Here is a 17,617-nt window from a genome sequence, read left to right as displayed (position 1 = left end):
GACGAGAACGTCGCCGGCGAAGTGGGCGTGGACATCTACAACCTCATCAAGTACACCCGTTCCAACCAGAACACCAACATCAACCAGCGCCCCATCGTGAAGCGCGGCGACCATGTCGCCCGCGGCGACGTGCTGGCCGATGGCGCATCGACCGACCTGGGCGAGCTCGCCCTGGGTCAGAACATGCTGATCGCGTTCATGCCCTGGAACGGCTACAACTTCGAGGACTCGATCCTGATCTCGGAAAAGGTGGTGGCCGACGACCGCTATACGTCGGTTCACATCGAAGAGCTCACCGTGGTTGCCCGCGACACCAAGCTGGGCGCGGAAGAAATCACCCGCGACATCAGCAATCTGGCTGAAACGCAGTTGAACCGCCTGGATGACTCCGGCATCGTCTACATCGGTGCCGAAGTGCGCGCCGACGACGTGCTGGTCGGCAAGGTCACGCCCAAGGGCGAAACCCAGCTGACTCCCGAAGAAAAGCTGCTGCGCGCGATCTTCGGCGAGAAGGCTTCCGACGTCAAGGACACCTCGCTGCGCGTGCCTTCGGGCATGGTGGGCACGGTCATCGACGTGCAGGTCTTCACCCGCGAAGGCATCGAGCGTGACAAGCGCGCCCAGTCCATCATCGATGACGAACTGCGCCGCTACCGCCAGGACTTGAACGACCAGCTGCGCATCGTCGAGAACGACGCGTTCGACCGTCTGCGCAAGACCCTGATCGGCAAGACCGCCAACGGCGGCCCGCGCAAGCTGGCCAAGAACACCGACCTGGCTGCCGAGTACCTGGACGATCTGGACCGCTGGCAGTGGTTCGACATCCGCCTGGCCGACGAAGAAGCCGCCGTCACCCTGGAGCAGGTCAAGGACGCGCTGGAGCAGAAACGCCACCAGTTCGATCTGGCCTTCGAGGAAAAGCGCAAGAAACTCACGCAAGGCGACGAGCTGCCCCCGGGCGTGCTGAAGATGATCAAGGTCTACCTGGCCGTCAAGCGCCGTCTGCAGCCGGGCGACAAGATGGCCGGCCGTCACGGCAACAAGGGTGTGGTCTCGCGCATCACCCCGGTCGAAGACATGCCGCACATGGCCGACGGTACCCCTGTGGACATCGTGCTCAACCCGCTGGGCGTGCCCTCGCGGATGAACATCGGTCAGGTGCTGGAAGTCCACCTGGGCTGGGCCGCCAAGGGTCTGGGCCAGCGTGTCGCCGACATGCTCGACGAAGAGCGCGGCACCCAGGTCAAGGCCGTGCGCAAGACGCTGGACGCCATCTACAACTCGTGCGGCGGTTCGGTGAAGCTCGATCAGCTCACCGACGACGAAGTGCTGACGATGGCGAACAACCTGCGCCGTGGCGTGCCTCTGGCGACGCCGGTGTTCGACGGCGCGGCCGAGGAAGACATCACCCGCATGCTGGAAATCGCCTACCCGGACGAGATCGCCGAGCGCCTGAAGCTCACCAGCGGTCGCACCCAGGCCTGGCTGACCGATGGTCGCACAGGCGAGCAGTTCGAGCGTCCCGTGACCGTGGGCTACATGCACTTCCTGAAGCTGCACCACCTGGTGGACGACAAGATGCACGCCCGTTCCACCGGTCCGTACTCCCTGGTGACCCAGCAGCCGCTGGGCGGCAAGGCCCAGTTCGGCGGTCAGCGTTTCGGGGAAATGGAAGTCTGGGCCCTGGAAGCCTACGGCGCCTCCTACACCCTGCAGGAAATGCTGACGGTGAAGTCCGACGACATCACCGGCCGGACCAAGGTCTACGAGAACATCGTCAAGGGTGATCACGTGATCGACGCGGGCATGCCCGAATCGTTCAACGTGCTGGTCAAGGAAATTCGATCCCTGTCCCTGGACATGGATCTGGAGCGTAAATAATGAAAGCGCTACTCGATCTCTTCAAGCAAGTCTCCCAGGACGAGCAGTTCGATGCCATCAAGATCGGCATCGCGTCGCCGGAAAAGATCCGTTCGTGGTCCTTCGGCGAAGTCCGCAAGCCCGAGACCATCAACTATCGCACCTTCAAGCCCGAGCGCGATGGCCTGTTCTGCGCCAAGATCTTCGGCCCGATCAAGGACTACGAGTGCCTGTGCGGCAAGTACAAGCGCCTGAAGCACCGTGGCGTGATCTGCGAGAAGTGCGGCGTCGAAGTCACCGTGGCCAAGGTGCGCCGCGAGCGCATGGGCCACATTGAACTGGCCAGCCCGGTCGCGCACATCTGGTTCCTGAAGTCCCTGCCCTCCCGTCTGGGCATGGTGCTGGACATGACGCTGCGCGACATCGAGCGCGTGCTGTACTTCGAAGCCTGGTGCGTGATCGAACCGGGCATGACGCCGCTCAAGCGCGGTCAGATCATGTCCGACGACGACTATCTGGCCAAGACCGAGGAATACGGCGACGACTTCCACGCCCTGATGGGCGCCGAGGCCGTGCGTGAACTGCTGCGCAACATCGACATCGATTCCGAAGTCGAAAAGCTGCGTGCCGAACTCAAGGCCACCGGCTCCGACGCCAAGATCAAGAAGATCTCCAAGCGCCTGAAGGTCCTGGAGGGCTTCCAGAAGTCCGGCATCAAGCCCGACTGGATGATCATGGAAGTGCTGCCGGTGCTGCCGCCGGACCTGCGTCCGCTGGTGCCGCTGGACGGCGGGCGCTTTGCCACGTCAGACCTGAACGACCTGTACCGCCGCGTCATCAACCGCAACAACCGCTTGAAGCGCCTGCTGGAACTGAAGGCTCCGGACATCATCCTGCGCAACGAAAAGCGCATGCTGCAGGAAGCCGTCGATTCGCTGCTGGACAACGGTCGTCGCGGCAAGGCCATGACCGGTGCCAACAAGCGCCAGCTCAAGTCCCTGGCCGACATGATCAAGGGCAAGAGCGGCCGCTTCCGTCAGAACCTGCTGGGCAAGCGCGTCGACTACTCCGGCCGTTCCGTGATCGTGGTGGGTCCGCAACTGCGTCTGCACCAGTGCGGTCTGCCCAAGCTGATGGCGCTGGAACTGTTCAAGCCCTTCATCTTCAACCGTCTGGAAATGATGGGTCTGGCGACCACCATCAAGGCGGCCAAGAAGCTGGTCGAGAGCCAGGAACCGGTGGTCTGGGACATCCTCGAAGAGGTCATCCGCGAACACCCGGTGATGCTCAACCGCGCGCCGACGCTGCACCGCCTGGGGATCCAGGCCTTCGAACCGCAACTGATCGAAGGCAAGGCCATCCAGCTGCACCCGCTGGTCTGCGCGGCCTTCAACGCCGACTTCGACGGCGACCAGATGGCCGTGCACGTGCCCCTGTCGCTGGAAGCCCAGCTGGAAGCCCGCACCCTGATGCTGGCCTCCAACAACGTCCTGTTCCCGGCCAACGGCGAACCCGCCATCGTGCCGTCCCAGGACATCGTGCTGGGTCTGTACTACGCCACGCGTGAGCGCGTCAACGGCAAGGGCGAAGGCATGTTCCTGGCCGACCTGGCCGAGGTTCAGCGTGCCTACGACAACCACGAAGTCGAACTGCAGACGCGCATCACGACCCGCCTGCCCGAATACGTCAAGGACGAGAGCGGCGAATGGAAGGCCGTCGTCGGTCGCTTCGAGACCACCGTGGGCCGTGCGCTGCTGTCCGAGATCCTGCCCCAGGGCCTGCCCTTCTCGGTGCTGAACAAGGCGCTGAAGAAGAAGGAAATCTCGCGCCTGATCAATATGTCGTACCGCCGCTGCGGTCTGCGTGCCACGGTGATCTTCGCCGACAAGCTGATGCAGTCGGGCTTCCGCCTGGCCACGCGCGGCGGCGTGTCGATCGCCATGGGCGACATGGTCGTGCCCGACGTCAAGAACGAAATCCTGGCCCAGGCCTCCAAAGAGGTCAAGGAAATCGACAAGCAGTATTCCTCCGGTCTGGTCACGTCCCAGGAACGCTACAACAACGTGGTGGACATCTGGGGCAAGGCCGGCGACCGCGTCGGCAAGGCCATGATGGAACAGCTCTCCACCGAGCCGGTCATCGACCGTCACGGCAAGGAAGCCCGTCAGGAATCGTTCAACTCCATCTACATGATGGCCGACTCCGGCGCCCGGGGTTCCGCCGCACAGATCCGCCAGTTGGCGGGGATGCGCGGCCTGATGGCCAAGCCGGACGGCTCCATCATCGAAACCCCCATCACGGCGAACTTCCGTGAAGGCCTGAACGTGCTGCAGTACTTCATCTCGACGCACGGCGCCCGCAAGGGTCTGGCCGACACCGCGCTGAAGACCGCCAACTCGGGTTACCTGACCCGCCGTCTGGTGGACGTGACCCAGGATCTGGTGATCACCGAAGACGATTGCGGCACCACTCACGGCTACGTGATGAAGGCCCTGGTCGAAGGCGGCGAAGTCATCGAACCGTTGCGCGACCGCGTGCTGGGCCGCGTGGCGGCCCTGGACATCGTCAATCCCGATACCCAGGAAACCGTGATTCCGGCCGGCACCCTGCTGGATGAAGGCCTGGTCGAACTGATCGACGAAGTGGGCGTGGACGAAGTCAAGATCCGCACCCCGCTCACCTGCGAAACCCGCCACGGCCTGTGCGCGCACTGCTATGGCCGCGACCTGGGTCGAGGCTATCTGGTCAGCAAGGGCGAGGCCGTCGGCGTCATCGCGGCCCAGTCCATCGGCGAACCCGGCACGCAGCTCACGATGCGGACTTTCCACATCGGCGGCGCCGCCTCGCGTTCGGCCATGGCCAGCTCGATCGAAACCAAGTCCGCCGGTTCGGTGGGTTTTGCCATCGGTCTGCGCTACCTGACCAACGCCAAGGGCGACCGCATTGCCGTGTCCCGCTCCGGCGAAATCGTCATCTATGACGACAACCGTCGCGAACGCGAACGCCACAAGGTGCCGTACGGTGCCACCATCGCCGTGGGCGACGGTGACGTGGTCAAGGCCGGTGCCAAGCTGGCGACCTGGGATCCGCTGACGCGCCCCATCGTGTCCGAATACTCCGGCACGATCCGCTTCGCCAACATCGAAGAAGGCGTCACGGTGGCCCGCCAGGTGGACGAGATCACCGGTCTGTCCACGCTGGTCGTCATCACGCCCAAGACGCGCGGCACCAAGGGCGCCGCTGCCCGCCCGCAGATTCTGCTGCTCGACGAGCAGGGCCAGGAAATCAAGGTGGCCGGCACCGATCACGCAGTGGCGATCTCGCTGCCCGTGGGCGCGCTGATCACCGTGCGCGACGGTCAGGCCGTGGGTGTGGGCGATTTCCTCGCCCGGATTCCGCAGGAATCCCAGAAGACCCGCGACATTACCGGCGGTCTGCCGCGCGTGGCCGAGCTGTTCGAGGCCCGTTCGCCCAAGGACGCCGGCATGCTGGCCGAAGTCACCGGCACGGTCTCCTTCGGCAAGGACACCAAGGGCAAGCAGCGTCTGGTCATCACCGACATGGACGGCGTCAGCCACGAGTTCCTGATTTCCAAGGAAAAGCAGGTGCTGGTGCACGACGGCCAGGTGGTCAACAAGGGCGAACTGATCGTCGACGGTCCGGCCGACCCGCACGATATCCTGCGCCTGCAGGGCATCGAGCCGCTGGCCTCCTACATCGTCAACGAGGTCCAGGACGTCTACCGTCTGCAGGGCGTGAAGATCAACGACAAGCACATCGAAGTGATCGTGCGCCAGATGCTGCGTCGCGTGAACATCAGCAACTCCGGTGACACCAGCTTCATCACCGGCGAGCAGGTCGAGCGCTCCGAACTGCTGAACGAAAACGATCGCATGGATGCCGAAGGCAAGATCCCGGCCACGTACGACAACGTGCTGCTGGGCATCACCAAGGCGTCCCTGTCGACGGACTCGTTCATCTCGGCGGCGTCCTTCCAGGAAACCACTCGCGTGCTGACCGAGGCTGCCATCATGGGCAAGCGCGACGAACTGCGTGGCCTGAAGGAAAACGTCATCGTGGGCCGCCTGATCCCGGCCGGTACGGGGATGGCTTACCACATCGCCCGCCACGACAAGGAAGTCTTCGAGGCAGCCGAGCGTGCCGCAGCCCGCGAACTGGCCAATCCGTTCGGAGAACCGTCGGAAATGGCCCACGTGGGTTCGGGCGAGGCCGACCCGGACGCCGCTGGTGCGGCTGACGGCGAGGGTTCGAGCGAGGAATAAGGACTTCGTATTCTGAAGTCCTGATCAGCGGGGCGTTTCTTCGGAGGCGTCCCGTTTTTTTTGCCGCCGGGCCGCCCCCAAGGCAAAAAGCGCCCCCTTGGGGGGATAAGCCCGGACACGGGACAGTCCCAGTGGACTGTTTCGTGCCTGGCGTATCCAAGCGGCTTGCAAGCCGCGCGGTGGATGCAAGCCGAAGGCGCAGCGTGGGGGTATTTTTTGCCGCCGGGCCGCCGGGCCGCCGGGCCGCCGGGGGCCTACCGTCCGCAGGCGAGGATGCCGGGACTGAGTTCGGACAGTTCGCGGGCGGCGTTCAGGATCAGAGGAATCAGGTGTTCGGCGTGCTTCATCCGGGCCTCGGGGCCGGCGATGCTGACGGCACCGATTGCCGTCTGGGTGTTCGAGCTGAGGACGGGCGCCGCGATGGCCGCCAGGCCAAGCTCATAGGTTTCATGGACGATGGCGTAGCCTCGCTCGCGGGCGAGGCGCAGGCAGTCCAGGAAGGCCTCGATGGTGCGGGGGGCGTTGGGCCCGTACTGTCCCGGCTCGCCGAAGCCCTGTCGGGCGACGATTTCGAGCGCTTTCTGGTCGGTCAGCGTCGATAGCCAGGCCTGACCGTTGGAGCTGCAGAACAGACGCACGTCTTCGCCCGGGTCCGACAGCGCGTCGTAGCGCAGACCGCCCTGGGCGCCTTGCGCCTTGGCGACCCAGATCAAGCGATCGTTTTCGACGAGGCTCATGCGCGCGAGTTCTCCGCTGGCCACGGCCAGCTTGTCGAGCACCGGCTGGACCAGTTCGACGACACCGGTGGCCGAGAGGAATTGCATGCCCAGGGTGGCGATCTTCAGGGTCAGCCGGTAGGGGCTGAAATCACCGTCCTGCTGTCGTACGTATCCGGCGTTCACCAGTTCGGCGAGTATCCGGTGGGCCGTGCTGCGCGGGACCTGCAGTTCAGTGGCGATGACGTGCAGGGGCAGGCCGTCCGGGTTGCGGGTGAGCAGTTCCAGAACGGACAGCCCTCGGGGCAGATTGCTACTCATGGGTCGGCCTTGTGGGGAGTGTGCAGCGGAGAGGGTCAGGGTAGATGCTATTGTATTGGAAAGCTGTTCCATATTGGAATTCTCTCGAAGGATCTGACTGAATCGATGCGCGAGTAGTCGCGATCAATCAGATATGTTCACTTTTAGAACTAGGTTCTATTAAGGGAAAGCCCTAGTATTAAAACGTGTTTCTAAAACGGAAAGGCTTTCCATAGATTGATATACTGGTCTCACGAACAAAGGTCGAGACCCGCATGACTTACACCTTCAACTTCGCCGCGCTGCTGCCGTATTGGGAAATTTTCCTGCAGGGCTGTCTGCTGACACTGGCGCTCACCGCTTTGTCGACCGTGCTCGGGCTGAGTCTGGGGATGCTGACGATACTGGCGCGCCGTAGCCGTTTCGGTTTCCTGCGGGCCGTGGGCGTGAGCTATATCGAGATCATCCGCAATACACCTTTCCTGGTGCAGGTTTTGTTCATTTTCTTCGGCCTGCCCCAGCTCGGCGTCAGCCTGTCGCCCTGGACGGCGGCCGTCGTGGCGCTCAGCCTGAACCTGGGCGCTTTTTCCGCCGAGATCGTGCGCGGCGGGATCGAGGCCATCCCGCGCGGCCAGTTCGAGGCGGGAGCGGCGCTGGGTCTGTCCCCCATGCAGACGTTCCGGTTCATCATCCTCAAGCCTGCGTTCCGCGTGATCTTTCCGGCGCTTTCGGGGCAGTTCGTCCTGCTGCTGCTGACGACCAGCATCGTGTCTTCGATCTCGGCCGAGGAGCTCACCTCTGTGGCTCAGAGCATCGATTCGACGACATTTCGCAGTTTCGAGGTCTACATCGTCGCGACCTTGCTGTACCTGTGCATGTCGCTGCTGTTCTCGACCCTGTTCAAGGCGATCGACCGCGCCTGCTTTTCCTATCCGACCAAGTGAGACCCGGCCATGGTTCGCGAATTCACGATCAATGAAATCTGGATGATCCTGGCCGGCGCCCAGGCCACGCTCGTCCTGTCCGTCATTGCCTTCACCGGCGGCGGGCTATTCGGCCTGCTGGTGGCCCTGGCGCGCACGGCACCGATGCGCTGGCTGCGCGTCCCGGCGGCGGGATTCATCGACTTTTTCCAGGGCACGCCGATGTTGCTGCAGTTGTTCCTGGTCTTTTACGGCCTGCCGGTCTTTGGACTGCATGTGAACGTGTGGGTGGCGGCGGCCGCGGGCCTGACCCTGCACGCCGCCGCATTCCTGGGCGAAATCTGGCGCGGTGGCGTTCAGGCGGTACCGCGTGGCCAGAGCGAGGCGGCCAGCGCATTGGGGCTGAGCTACGTGCATCGGATGCGTTACGTGGTGTTGCCACAGGCGCTGCGCATGTCCTTCGCCCCGACCATCGGTTTCCTGGTGCAGTTGATCAAGGGAACATCGCTGGCCGCGATCATCGGTTTCGTGGAGCTGTCCCGTTCCGCACAACTCGTTTCGAGCGCGACCTACAAGCCCTTGTGGGCCTACGGTTTCGCCGCTCTGGGCTATTTCCTGATCTGCTTTCCCCTGTCTCGCTATGCGGCACGGCTCGAGCGCCGCTATGCCGCGGCCGCCTGACAGCATGGCAGAGCATCCTTTCGTCGCGGTCCGCGGACCGCATTCCTCCACAGGAGACATCATGAAGACATTTGCCCCGTCCCACCCTTCCGGCCGTATGCGCCGGTTCTTGCTGAGCGCCATCGCCACGCTGGCCTTCGGGTCGGTTCTGATGCCGGCCGCCCAGGCCCAGAGCGTCGCCGCAGTGAAAGCGTCCGGCGTGCTCAAGGCCGGCGTCCAGGTCGCACAGGTGCCCTGGGGCTTCACCGATGCCCAGGGCAAGCTCACCGGCTTCGAGGTCGAGTTCGTCCGCATGGTGGCCAAGGACCTTGGCGTCGAACCGCAGATCGTGCCGGTGACGCCGGCCAACCGGACGGCCGCGCTGCTGACCGGGCAGGTCGACATGCTGGCGGCGGTGATGGGGATCTTCCCGGACCGGCAGAAGGTCGTGCTGTTCTCGCGGCCCTATGCGGTCAACGAGAACGTCGTGATCGCCAAGGCGGGTCCGCAGATGAAGGGCTGGGAAGACCTGAAGGGCATGCGGATCGGCGTGCCCCGGGGAACGCCTCAGGACAAAGCCCTGACCGATGCCAAGCCGGATGCCAAGCTGATGCGTTTCGACGATGATGCGGCGACGGTGCAGGCGCTGATCTCGGGCCAGGTTGACGCCATTGGCGCCGCAGTGACCCAGGTGGGCAATCTGGCGCAGGTCGCAGGACCGGGCAAGTACGAGTCCCGGCTGGTGCTTTCCCGGGTCTATGACGGTGTCGCCGTGCGTCCCGGAGAGCGGGAGTGGGTGGATTACCTCAACGGCCTGATCGGCCGCAAGCTGGCCGATGGTGAGCTTCCGGCTCTCTACCAACAGTGGATCGGCAAGGATCTGCCCGCAAACATGCCTGATACCGGTGAAGGTGATGCGCCGCTGCCGGTCATCGTGACCCGATAAGCGAGGTTCATGTGTCCGATCGGCAAGCAACTGAGCACAGCGTCCCGGCCTGGCCGGAGACGGGCGAGCCCTCCGGGAGCATCGTGTCGATGCAGGGGGTGCAGAAGTGGTATGGAGAATTCCAGGTCCTGCGTGACATCGACCTGGAGGTCGCCAAAGGCGAGCGCATCGTCATCTGCGGCCCGTCCGGCTCTGGCAAGTCGACCCTGATCCGCTGCCTCAACAGCCTGGAGCAATACCAGCGGGGCCGCATCATGGTCGACGGGATCGACCTGGGGGGCAATGCCGGCAACGTCCAGGCAGTGCGTGCCGAAGTGGGCATGGTCTTTCAGCAGTTCAACCTGTTTCCCCACATGACCGTGCTCGAGAACTGCATGCTCGCCCCGATGAAGGTGCGCAAGGTGTCCCGGAGCCGGGCGCGCGAGCTGGCGCTGAAGTATCTCGAGCGGGTGCGGATCCCTGATCAGGCCGACAAGTATCCCGCCCAGTTGTCGGGCGGGCAGCAACAGCGCGTGGCGATCGCCCGGGCTTTGTGCATGACGCCCAGGATCATGTTGTTCGACGAGCCGACTTCCGCGCTGGACCCGGAAATGGTCAAGGAAGTGCTCGACACCATGATCGGCCTGGCCCAGGACGGCATGACCATGCTGTGCGTGACGCACGAAATGGGCTTTGCCCGCAGTGTCGCGGATCGGGTGATTTTCATGGACGGCGGCCGGATCGTGGAGCAGGCGGCGCCGGACACGTTCTTTTCCAATCCCCGGCACGAGCGCCTGCGCGAATTCCTGGGACAGATTCTGCATAAATGAGGGCGGTGCGCCGGCGCTCCGGCGAAATCGGAACAATGGGAACAATGGGAACAATGATGGCACAAGCAATGATGAAAGCCGTGGTGCTGCGCGCATTCGGTGAACCGGAGGTCCTGGAATACGCCGAGGTCATCCGGCCGACGCCGGGACCCGGCGAGGTCCTGGTCGAGATCCGTTGCTGCGGGGTCTGCCACCTGGATCTGATCCTGCGCAAGGGCATGCGTTCGCGCGTCAAGCCGCCCCGGATCATGGGTCATGAGCTGGCGGGCACGGTGTCTGCCGTGGGCGAAGGCGTTCAGGACTTCGCACCCGGCGATCGGGTGACTTCTTTCAATTTCCAGGCGTGTGGCGAATGCGAGGATTGCCAGCGTGGGCGTCCTTCCCTGTGCCGGCAGACGCAGGGTGACATCGGGCAGACGCGCGATGGCGGTTATGCCCAGTATGCCTGCCTGCGGCAAGGCAACCTGGTCAAGCTGCCCGAAGGCATGCCGTTCGAACACGCATGCTTCGGCGCGTGCGTGTTCGCGCCGCCGTACAAGGCCATTCGGCATGTCGGTCGGATTCGCGCCGGGCAATGGGTGGTGATCACCGGTGCCAGCGGGGGCCTGGGGCTGGCCGCCATCCAGATCGTGCGCGCACTGGGGGCGCACAGCATCGCCATCACCGGCAGCCAGGGCAAGGTGGACGCCTTGCGCGCTGCAGGCGCCGACGAAGTCGTCGTCAGCCCTGACGGTGCCTTTGGCGAGGACGTCCGACGCCTGACGGGCGGCCGTGGGGTGGATCTGGTCGTCGAGCTGATCGGTTCGCCGACCTTCGACGGGGCCATGCGCAGCCTGGCGCCCGGCGGGCGTTGTGCCGTCATCGGAGAACTGCACGGGACGCCCGTGAACATCAACCTGGGCCTGCTGATCCTGAAGGAATGGGAGATCAAGGGTGTCCAGAGCGCGGATCGTGGCGAACTGGTCGAGGTACTGGGCTTCATGCACGAGCACGGCATCGTGCCGACGGTCTGGCGGCAACTGCCCCTGTCGCAGGCTGCGCAGGCCCACCACCTGTTGGGCGACCGCAGTGTGACCGGCCGCATTCTGCTGGTGCCCTGAGGCGCCCTGTCATTCGGGGCGCGTCGCGCACCTTTTCAACATTCGAGGAATATCATGCTGCCGGGCAAATACTATGACGAGATCGCGCTGGGCGAGGAACGGCTGACGCCGCGCGTGACGGTCACCGAGGGCCACATTCTGGCCTACGCGGGTGTGGCGGGGGATTTTTCGCCTTTGCACCTGGACGAGGAATATGCGCGGACCACCGAGTTCGGGCAGCGGATCGCCCATGGGCTGATGGGCTTGTCGCTGGTGGACGGGCTGAAGGTGCAATCGGCCCTCTTCCAGGACGGCATCGCGCTGGGCTGGAACTGGAAGTTCAAGCGCCCCATCCGCATCGGCGACACACTCCAGGCGCGGCTGCGGATCGCCGCGATGCGGGTGCCCGCGAGCCGGCCCCACATGGGTATCGTGCACGTCGAGGTCACCCTGCTGAATCAGCGGGGCGAAGTCGTGCAGGAGGGCGAGCACCAGCTCATGGTGCCGCGCCGGCCGGCGGAGACGGTGCGGGCATGAAGCACAGCAAATTCAGGACGGCCGATGAGGCCGTGGCCATGATTCGCGACGGCGCCACCGTGGCGCTGATTGGCGGCGGCGGCGGCCTGATGGAGCCGACCTGCATATTCCGCGCGGTGTCCCGGCGGTTTCTCGAGACCGGATATCCCCGCGATCTGACGGTGGTGCACGCGCTGGGGATCGGTGACAAGAAGACCGAGGGCATGAACCATTTCGCCCACGAGGGCCTGGTGCGGCGCGTGATCGGCGGCCATTGGGTCTGGTCGCCGAAAATGCAGGAAATGGCGCGTGATGAAAAGATCGAGGCCTATGTCCTGCCCAGTGGCTGCGTCATGCAGCTCTACCGGGAAATTGCCGGCGGGCGTCCGGGCCTCTTCACCCACGTGGGGCTGGGGACGTTCGTCGATCCCCGGCACCAGGGCGGCAAGATGAACCGTTCGGCCACCGAGGATCTGGTCGAGGTGGTTGACATCGGCGGGCGCGAACTGCTCCGGTACAAGCCATTCCCGATCGACGTGGCCATCATCCGCGGCTCGTTTGCCGATGCCGATGGCAATATCAGCCTGGATCAGGAGGCCGCCAATGTCGATGTCTACGCGGCGGCGCTGGCGGCGCACAATTCCGGGGGGCTCGTGATCGCCCAGGTGCGCACGGCCGTCAACGTGAACTCGATGCCGGCGCGCTCGGTCCGGGTGCCGGGCGCCATCGTCGACGTGGTGGTCGTGGACCCGGAGCAGCGCATGAGCTACGACCTGTCGTACGACCCCACGATCTCCGGCGAGCGCGCAGGACCTGCGCGAGCGCTGGCGGCCGAGGCCTCGCCCGTGCGTGCCCTGATCGCGCGGCGTGCCTACCAGGAGTTGCGCGAGGGGGCCATCCTGAATTTCGGCGTGGGCATCGGCGAGGGCGTGGCCCGCCTGATCGCGGAGCGGGGAGAGACCGATCGCTATTATCAGACGATCGAGCATGGCACCTACGGCGGTTCATTGTTGATGGGGCAGCTGTTCGGCTTTGCGCAGAGCCCCTCGGCGATGATCGATGGGCCTTCGCAGTTCGACTTCTATGCCGGCGGAGGTCTGGACATCTCTTTTCTGGGGTTTGGCGAACTCGATGCCCGGGGTGACGTCAATGTCTCGCGGCTGGGCGGCCTGACCGTGGGGCCGGGCGGATTCATGGACATTGCCCAGAATGCGCGCAAGGTCGTGTTCTGCGGCACCTTCGATACCAAGGGCGGCGACGTGAGCGTCACGCCCGAAGGCTTGCGAGTGAACCGGCAGGGCAGCGTGCGCAAACTGGTCGAGCGGGTCGAGCAGATCACCTATTCCGGTGCCGAAGCGCTGCGTCGCGGCCACGAGGCCCTGTTCGTCACTGAGCGGGCGGTGTTCGAGCTCAGCCACGCAGGCCTGGTGCTGACCGAGGTGGCGCCGGGCATCGACGTCCGACGCGACGTGCTCGACCACATGGGGTTCGCGCCGCTCGTTCCGGCCGAACCCAGGCGCATGGACCTGTCGCTGTTCGAGAGTGCGGCCGTGTGGGCAGAGCCGGCTTGAAGCCGGATGTCCAACAGGAGAAGAGATGAAGCAATTCGAGCACAAGACCGTCGTGGTCACCGGGGCGGCCAGCGGCATGGGCCGCAGCGCCGCGTTGGCCTTTGCGCGCGAAGGCGCCGCCGTCGTGGCCTGTGACCTGCTGGAGGAAGAAGCCGGCACGCTGCTGGCAGACCTGGATGCCGCAGGCGGCCCGGGTGCCCGGTTCGTCCGCCTGGATGTGGCCTGCGAGGGCGACTGGGAGGCGCTGGCGCACACGCTGCGCGCGCAGGGAGGGCTGGACGTGCTGTTCAACAATGCCGGCATCAGTGGGACTTTCGAGCCGGACCTGACCAGCACGCAGGCCTGGGAACGCCTGATGGATGTCAATGCCAAGGGCGTCTTCCTCGGCATGAAGCATGGTGTGCCTCTGATGCGTTTGCGCGGCGGCGGAGCCATCGTCAACATGTCTTCGATCTCGGCATCGGTCGGGCAGCCCCGGGTACACATGGGATACAGCGCCTCCAAGGCTGCAGTCCAGGCCATGACCCGCGCGGCTGCGGTCCACTACGCGGAAGATGGCATCCGCGTCAACGCGGTGGCGCCCGGCATGTTGCCGGCCATGCGCACGTCGCGAGGTTCGGCGGACCCCGTCTGGCGCGAGAAACAGATCGACGCCGTGCCGCTCAAGCGCGTCGGCCGTGTCGAGGAAGTGGCGGCCGCCGTGCTCTTTCTGGCCTCGGCCGAGGCCTCGTACATCACCGGTGTGGAAATCGCGGTGGATGGCGGTTTTCTGTCTCTGTGAGCGCTGGAGTGAACCATGTATAGAGTTGGACTCATCGGCGTCGGCCATATCGGGGCGGTGCATGCGCGCAATATCGCGCGCCACCCCGCCCTGACCCTTGCGGCCTCGTATTCACGCTCGCCGGAGCGGCGCGAGGCCTTTGCCGCCGAGCACGGCGGGCGCGCGGCGCGCAGTCTGGACGAGATCCTGCAGGCGTCCGACATCGATGCCGTGATGATCGCCTCGTCCACCGACAGCCATAGCGAACTGTTGCAGCGCGCCGCGCGTTCGGGCAAGCCGGTCTTTTGCGAAAAGCCCATCGACCTGAGCCTGGCCGAGGCGCGCAGGGCGGTTGCGGCGGTCCATGACTGTGGCGCGCGGGTGATGATGGGGTTCAACCGCCGGTACGAGGAAAGCCACGCGGCCGTGCGTACGCAAGTCGCATCCGGTGCCCTGGGGCGGCTGCAGATCGTCCAGCTCACGTCGCGCGGCCCGAGCCGGCTTGCCAGCGTGGATTATCTGCGCACCAGTGGCGGGTTCTTCCGCGACAAGGGCGTGCATTTCTTCGATCTGGCGCGTTTCATCACAGGCGACGAGGTCGAGGAGGTCTCGGCCATGGGCGCCGCGCTGGTCCATCCGGAAGTCCGTGCGCTTGGCGACTTCGATACGGCCATCATCAGCTTGCGCATGCGCGGCGGCGCCCTGTGCCAGATCGACAACAGCCGCACGGCCAGCTACGGCTACGACGAGCGCATCGAGGCCTTCGGCGCGAACGGCTGGGTGGAATCGTGCCGCCAGCCGTCGTCGGCCGTGCGGCGCGCGGTCGGGGCTGAACTGGCGGCCGGGCCGTTTCCGCAGAACATCTACGAACGGATCGGCGGTTCGTACTATCGCTGCATCGAGGGGTTCGCCGACTTTCTCGCGCGGCCGGATGCGCCGGCGCCCACCATCGAGGATGGCTACGCGGCGCAGTGCATTGCAGAAGCAGCCATCCTGTCCGCGCGCGAAGGCCGCTGTGTCCGGATCGACGAACTGGAAATTTGATGGTGATGTGACGCAGGCGTCCGTCACCAGGATTCGATCGACGTATTGAAAATATCAATAAACCGAATTGCCTTCATTGCATAGACAATAAATAGACCGTAGTTCTATCTTGTAGGCGACTCTCTTTCTGATAGAGAACATTGTCATGAAGCTGCCGGATTTCAAGCATTGCCGTTACGAGGTCGATGGTCAGGTCGTCACCATCACCATCGACCGCCCCCAGGTGCTCAATTCGTTGCATCCTGCAGGCCATCAGGAAATGTCCGATGCCTTTGACCTCTATGCGGCGGACGATTCGTTGCGTGTGGCCATCGTCACCGGCGCCGGCGACCGCGCCTTCTGCGTGGGCACCGACCTGAAGTTCCTGGCCGAGACGGGCCTGGCAAACAAGCCCAGGACGGGTTTTGCCGGCATGACGCACCGTTTCGATCTGTGGAAGCCGGTGATCGGCGCGGTCAATGGCCTGTGTTTGGGCGGCGGCATGGAAATGCTGGGCGGCTGCGATCTGGTCGTCGCCGCCGAGCATGCGCGTTTTGGCCTGCCGGAGACGCGCGTCGGCCTGGCCGCCTCGGGCGGCGGCATGCTGCAGCGTCTGCCGCGGGAGATCGCCATGAAGCACGCCATGAGGCTGGTGCTGACCGGGACGCCCATCCCGGCGCAGGAGGCATGGCGCATCGGCCTGATCAACGAAGTGGTGCCTGCCGATCAGGTGCTGGTGCGGGCTCGCGAGCTGGCCGAAGAAATCCTTGCCTGCGCGCCGCTGGCCGTCATGGCTTCCAAACAGGCCATGCTGCAGAGCCGGGATGTGGCCGATCTGGCCTCGGTCATGCACGAGAACTATCCGATCCTGCAGCAGATGCTGGCCAGCAACGACGCGATCGAAGGGCCGAAAGCCTTTGCGGAGAAGCGCAAACCGAACTGGACCGGTACCTAGGTCCGGAGAACCAATGAATACCCATGGAGACAAAAATATGTACACGCCTATCGCATTGACCCGACGTATTGCCCTCGCCGCCGCCATCGGCACGATGGCGGCCGGCTTCGCCTTTTCCGCCCACGCGGCGGACACCGTCAAAGTGGCGCAGCTCGTTGAACTGACCGGCCCCGGCACCACCTCCGGGACCAACTACCGCAATGGCGCGAATCTCGCCATCAAGGAGATCAATGCGGCCGGCGGCATCCTGGGCCGCCAGATCGAGGCCACCTCGGCGGATACCCAGACCAATCCGGGCATTGCCAAGGCGTTGGCTCAGAAGGCCATCGATGACGACGCTTTCGTCGTGTTCGGTCCGGTGTACTCTGGTTCCATCATGGTCAGCATGGCCACGACCGAGGCGGCGAAGGTGCCGAATTTCATCGGCGGCGAGGCGGCGGCCATCACTCAGCAGGGCAACCCCTATGTGTTCCGGGCGAGTCTGACGCAGTCCGACGCCATGCCCAAGGTCGCGCGCTATCTGGACGGTCGCAAGGACATCAACACCATTGCCGTCCTGTTCGTGAACAACGACTTCGGCAAGGGCGGGCGCGACGCCATCATCGAGGCTCTGGGGAAAACCAGGGTCAAGGTCGTGGCCGATATCTCCACTTCCGTCGGCCAGGTGGACTTCAGCTCGGCCGTGCTCAAGACCAAGCAAAGCAAGGCGGACGCCGCCTTCGTCTATCTGAACGAAGAGGAATCCGCCCGGCTGCTGGGCGAGTTCAGGAAGCAGGGCTGGGACAAGCCCATCGTCGGTGAATCGACGCTGGTCAACCAGAAAGTCATCGAACTGGCCGGTTCCGCCGCTGAAGGTGTGGTGGCCCACGTCGGTCTGACCGCCGATGCGCCCAACCCCGAGATGCAGCGTTACGCCAAGGCCTTCCAGGACGCCTATGGCTACACTTCGGATCACAACGCGCTCAAGGGCTATACCAGCGTGTATCTGTTCAAGGCGGGCGTCGAGAAGGCCGGCAAATTCGACCGTCAGGCGGTGGCCGACGCCCTGCACGGTCTGCATATTTCGGTCAAGGACAACCCGGGTGTGCTGATGGACGTCACCATCGATGACAAGGGCGATCTCGACCGTGAAAGCTTCCTGGTCGAAGTGGTCGACGGCCGTCAGAAGGTAACGGAGATCCTGCCGCCCCTGTCGGCAGGAAAATAAAGGATTGCA

14 protein-coding genes are annotated in these 17,617 nt (G+C 64.4%); 13 read left to right on the top strand and 1 reads right to left on the bottom strand.

Annotation, left to right across the window (positions count from 1 at the left end):
• Together rpoB and rpoC are read left to right on the top strand one after the other, a co-directional pair.
• Positions 1–1,881, top strand: a 1,881-nt coding sequence (gene rpoB, locus WA983_RS03985; protein ID WP_424311621.1) for a DNA-directed RNA polymerase subunit beta, incomplete at its 5' end; no start/stop codon positions are given.
• A complete protein-coding gene (rpoC, locus tag WA983_RS03980) occupies positions 1,881–6,143 on the top strand; it encodes a DNA-directed RNA polymerase subunit beta' (RefSeq protein WP_424311620.1) in 4,263 nt (1,420 codons plus the stop codon). The genes rpoB and rpoC, both read left to right, overlap by 1 nt.
• 254 nt (positions 6,144–6,397) lie before the next feature.
• On the opposite strand, the gene WA983_RS03975 is transcribed toward rpoC, so the two are convergent.
• Complete coding sequence (locus WA983_RS03975) at positions 6,398–7,180, bottom strand: IclR family transcriptional regulator (protein ID WP_424250753.1); 783 nt, start codon at positions 7,178–7,180, stop codon at positions 6,398–6,400.
• A 254-nt stretch (positions 7,181–7,434) separates the two neighbouring features.
• Here WA983_RS03975 and WA983_RS03970 point away from each other — a divergent pair, with 254 nt between their 5' ends.
• The 11 genes from WA983_RS03970 to WA983_RS03920 all read left to right on the top strand — a co-directional run bounded on the left by WA983_RS03970 (position 7,435) and on the right by WA983_RS03920 (position 17,608).
• Positions 7,435–8,103, top strand: coding sequence for an amino acid ABC transporter permease (locus tag WA983_RS03970; RefSeq protein WP_424250754.1), 669 nt, complete (start codon positions 7,435–7,437; stop codon positions 8,101–8,103).
• A gap of 9 nt (positions 8,104–8,112) precedes the next feature.
• Positions 8,113–8,763 (top strand): amino acid ABC transporter permease, encoded by a 651-nt coding sequence (locus tag WA983_RS03965; RefSeq protein WP_424250756.1) that lies wholly within the window; start codon positions 8,113–8,115, stop codon positions 8,761–8,763.
• A gap of 61 nt (positions 8,764–8,824) precedes the next feature.
• A complete protein-coding gene (locus tag WA983_RS03960) occupies positions 8,825–9,688 on the top strand; it encodes a transporter substrate-binding domain-containing protein (protein ID WP_424250758.1) in 864 nt (287 codons plus the stop codon).
• A gap of 89 nt (positions 9,689–9,777) precedes the next feature.
• A complete protein-coding gene (locus WA983_RS03955; protein ID WP_424250804.1) occupies positions 9,778–10,497 on the top strand; it encodes an amino acid ABC transporter ATP-binding protein in 720 nt (239 codons plus the stop codon).
• 53 nt (positions 10,498–10,550) lie between these two features.
• Positions 10,551–11,597, top strand: a complete 1,047-nt coding sequence (locus tag WA983_RS03950; RefSeq protein WP_424250760.1) for an alcohol dehydrogenase catalytic domain-containing protein — start codon at positions 10,551–10,553, stop codon at positions 11,595–11,597.
• A 54-nt stretch (positions 11,598–11,651) separates the two neighbouring features.
• Positions 11,652–12,113 carry a MaoC family dehydratase gene (locus WA983_RS03945; RefSeq protein WP_424250761.1) on the top strand — a complete coding sequence of 154 codons (462 nt, stop codon included), beginning with the start codon at positions 11,652–11,654 and terminating at the stop codon, positions 12,111–12,113.
• Complete coding sequence (locus WA983_RS03940) at positions 12,110–13,663, top strand: acyl CoA:acetate/3-ketoacid CoA transferase (protein ID WP_424311619.1); 1,554 nt, start codon at positions 12,110–12,112, stop codon at positions 13,661–13,663. The genes WA983_RS03945 and WA983_RS03940 overlap by 4 nt, the downstream gene beginning before the upstream one ends.
• Positions 13,664–13,688: 25 nt before the next feature.
• Positions 13,689–14,444, top strand: a complete 756-nt coding sequence (locus WA983_RS03935; protein WP_424250765.1) for an SDR family NAD(P)-dependent oxidoreductase — start codon at positions 13,689–13,691, stop codon at positions 14,442–14,444.
• Positions 14,445–14,459: 15 nt separating this feature from the next.
• On the top strand, positions 14,460–15,467 hold the full coding sequence (locus WA983_RS03930; RefSeq protein ID WP_424311618.1) for a Gfo/Idh/MocA family oxidoreductase: 1,008 nt from the start codon (positions 14,460–14,462) through the stop codon (positions 15,465–15,467).
• A gap of 145 nt (positions 15,468–15,612) precedes the next feature.
• On the top strand, positions 15,613–16,401 hold the full coding sequence (locus tag WA983_RS03925; RefSeq protein ID WP_424250768.1) for an enoyl-CoA hydratase-related protein: 789 nt from the start codon (positions 15,613–15,615) through the stop codon (positions 16,399–16,401).
• Between the two features lie 37 nt (positions 16,402–16,438).
• Positions 16,439–17,608, top strand: coding sequence for an ABC transporter substrate-binding protein (locus WA983_RS03920; protein WP_424250770.1), 1,170 nt, complete (start codon positions 16,439–16,441; stop codon positions 17,606–17,608).
• The last annotated feature ends 9 nt before the right edge of the window (positions 17,609–17,617 follow it).

Origin of the sequence: Castellaniella sp. (genome assembly GCF_049650445.1) — a bacterium.
GTDB lineage: Bacteria > Pseudomonadota > Gammaproteobacteria > Burkholderiales > Burkholderiaceae_B > Castellaniella.
The sequence above is the reverse complement of the archived record's forward strand: the minus strand, read 5'-3'. Positions and strand labels throughout refer to the sequence as shown.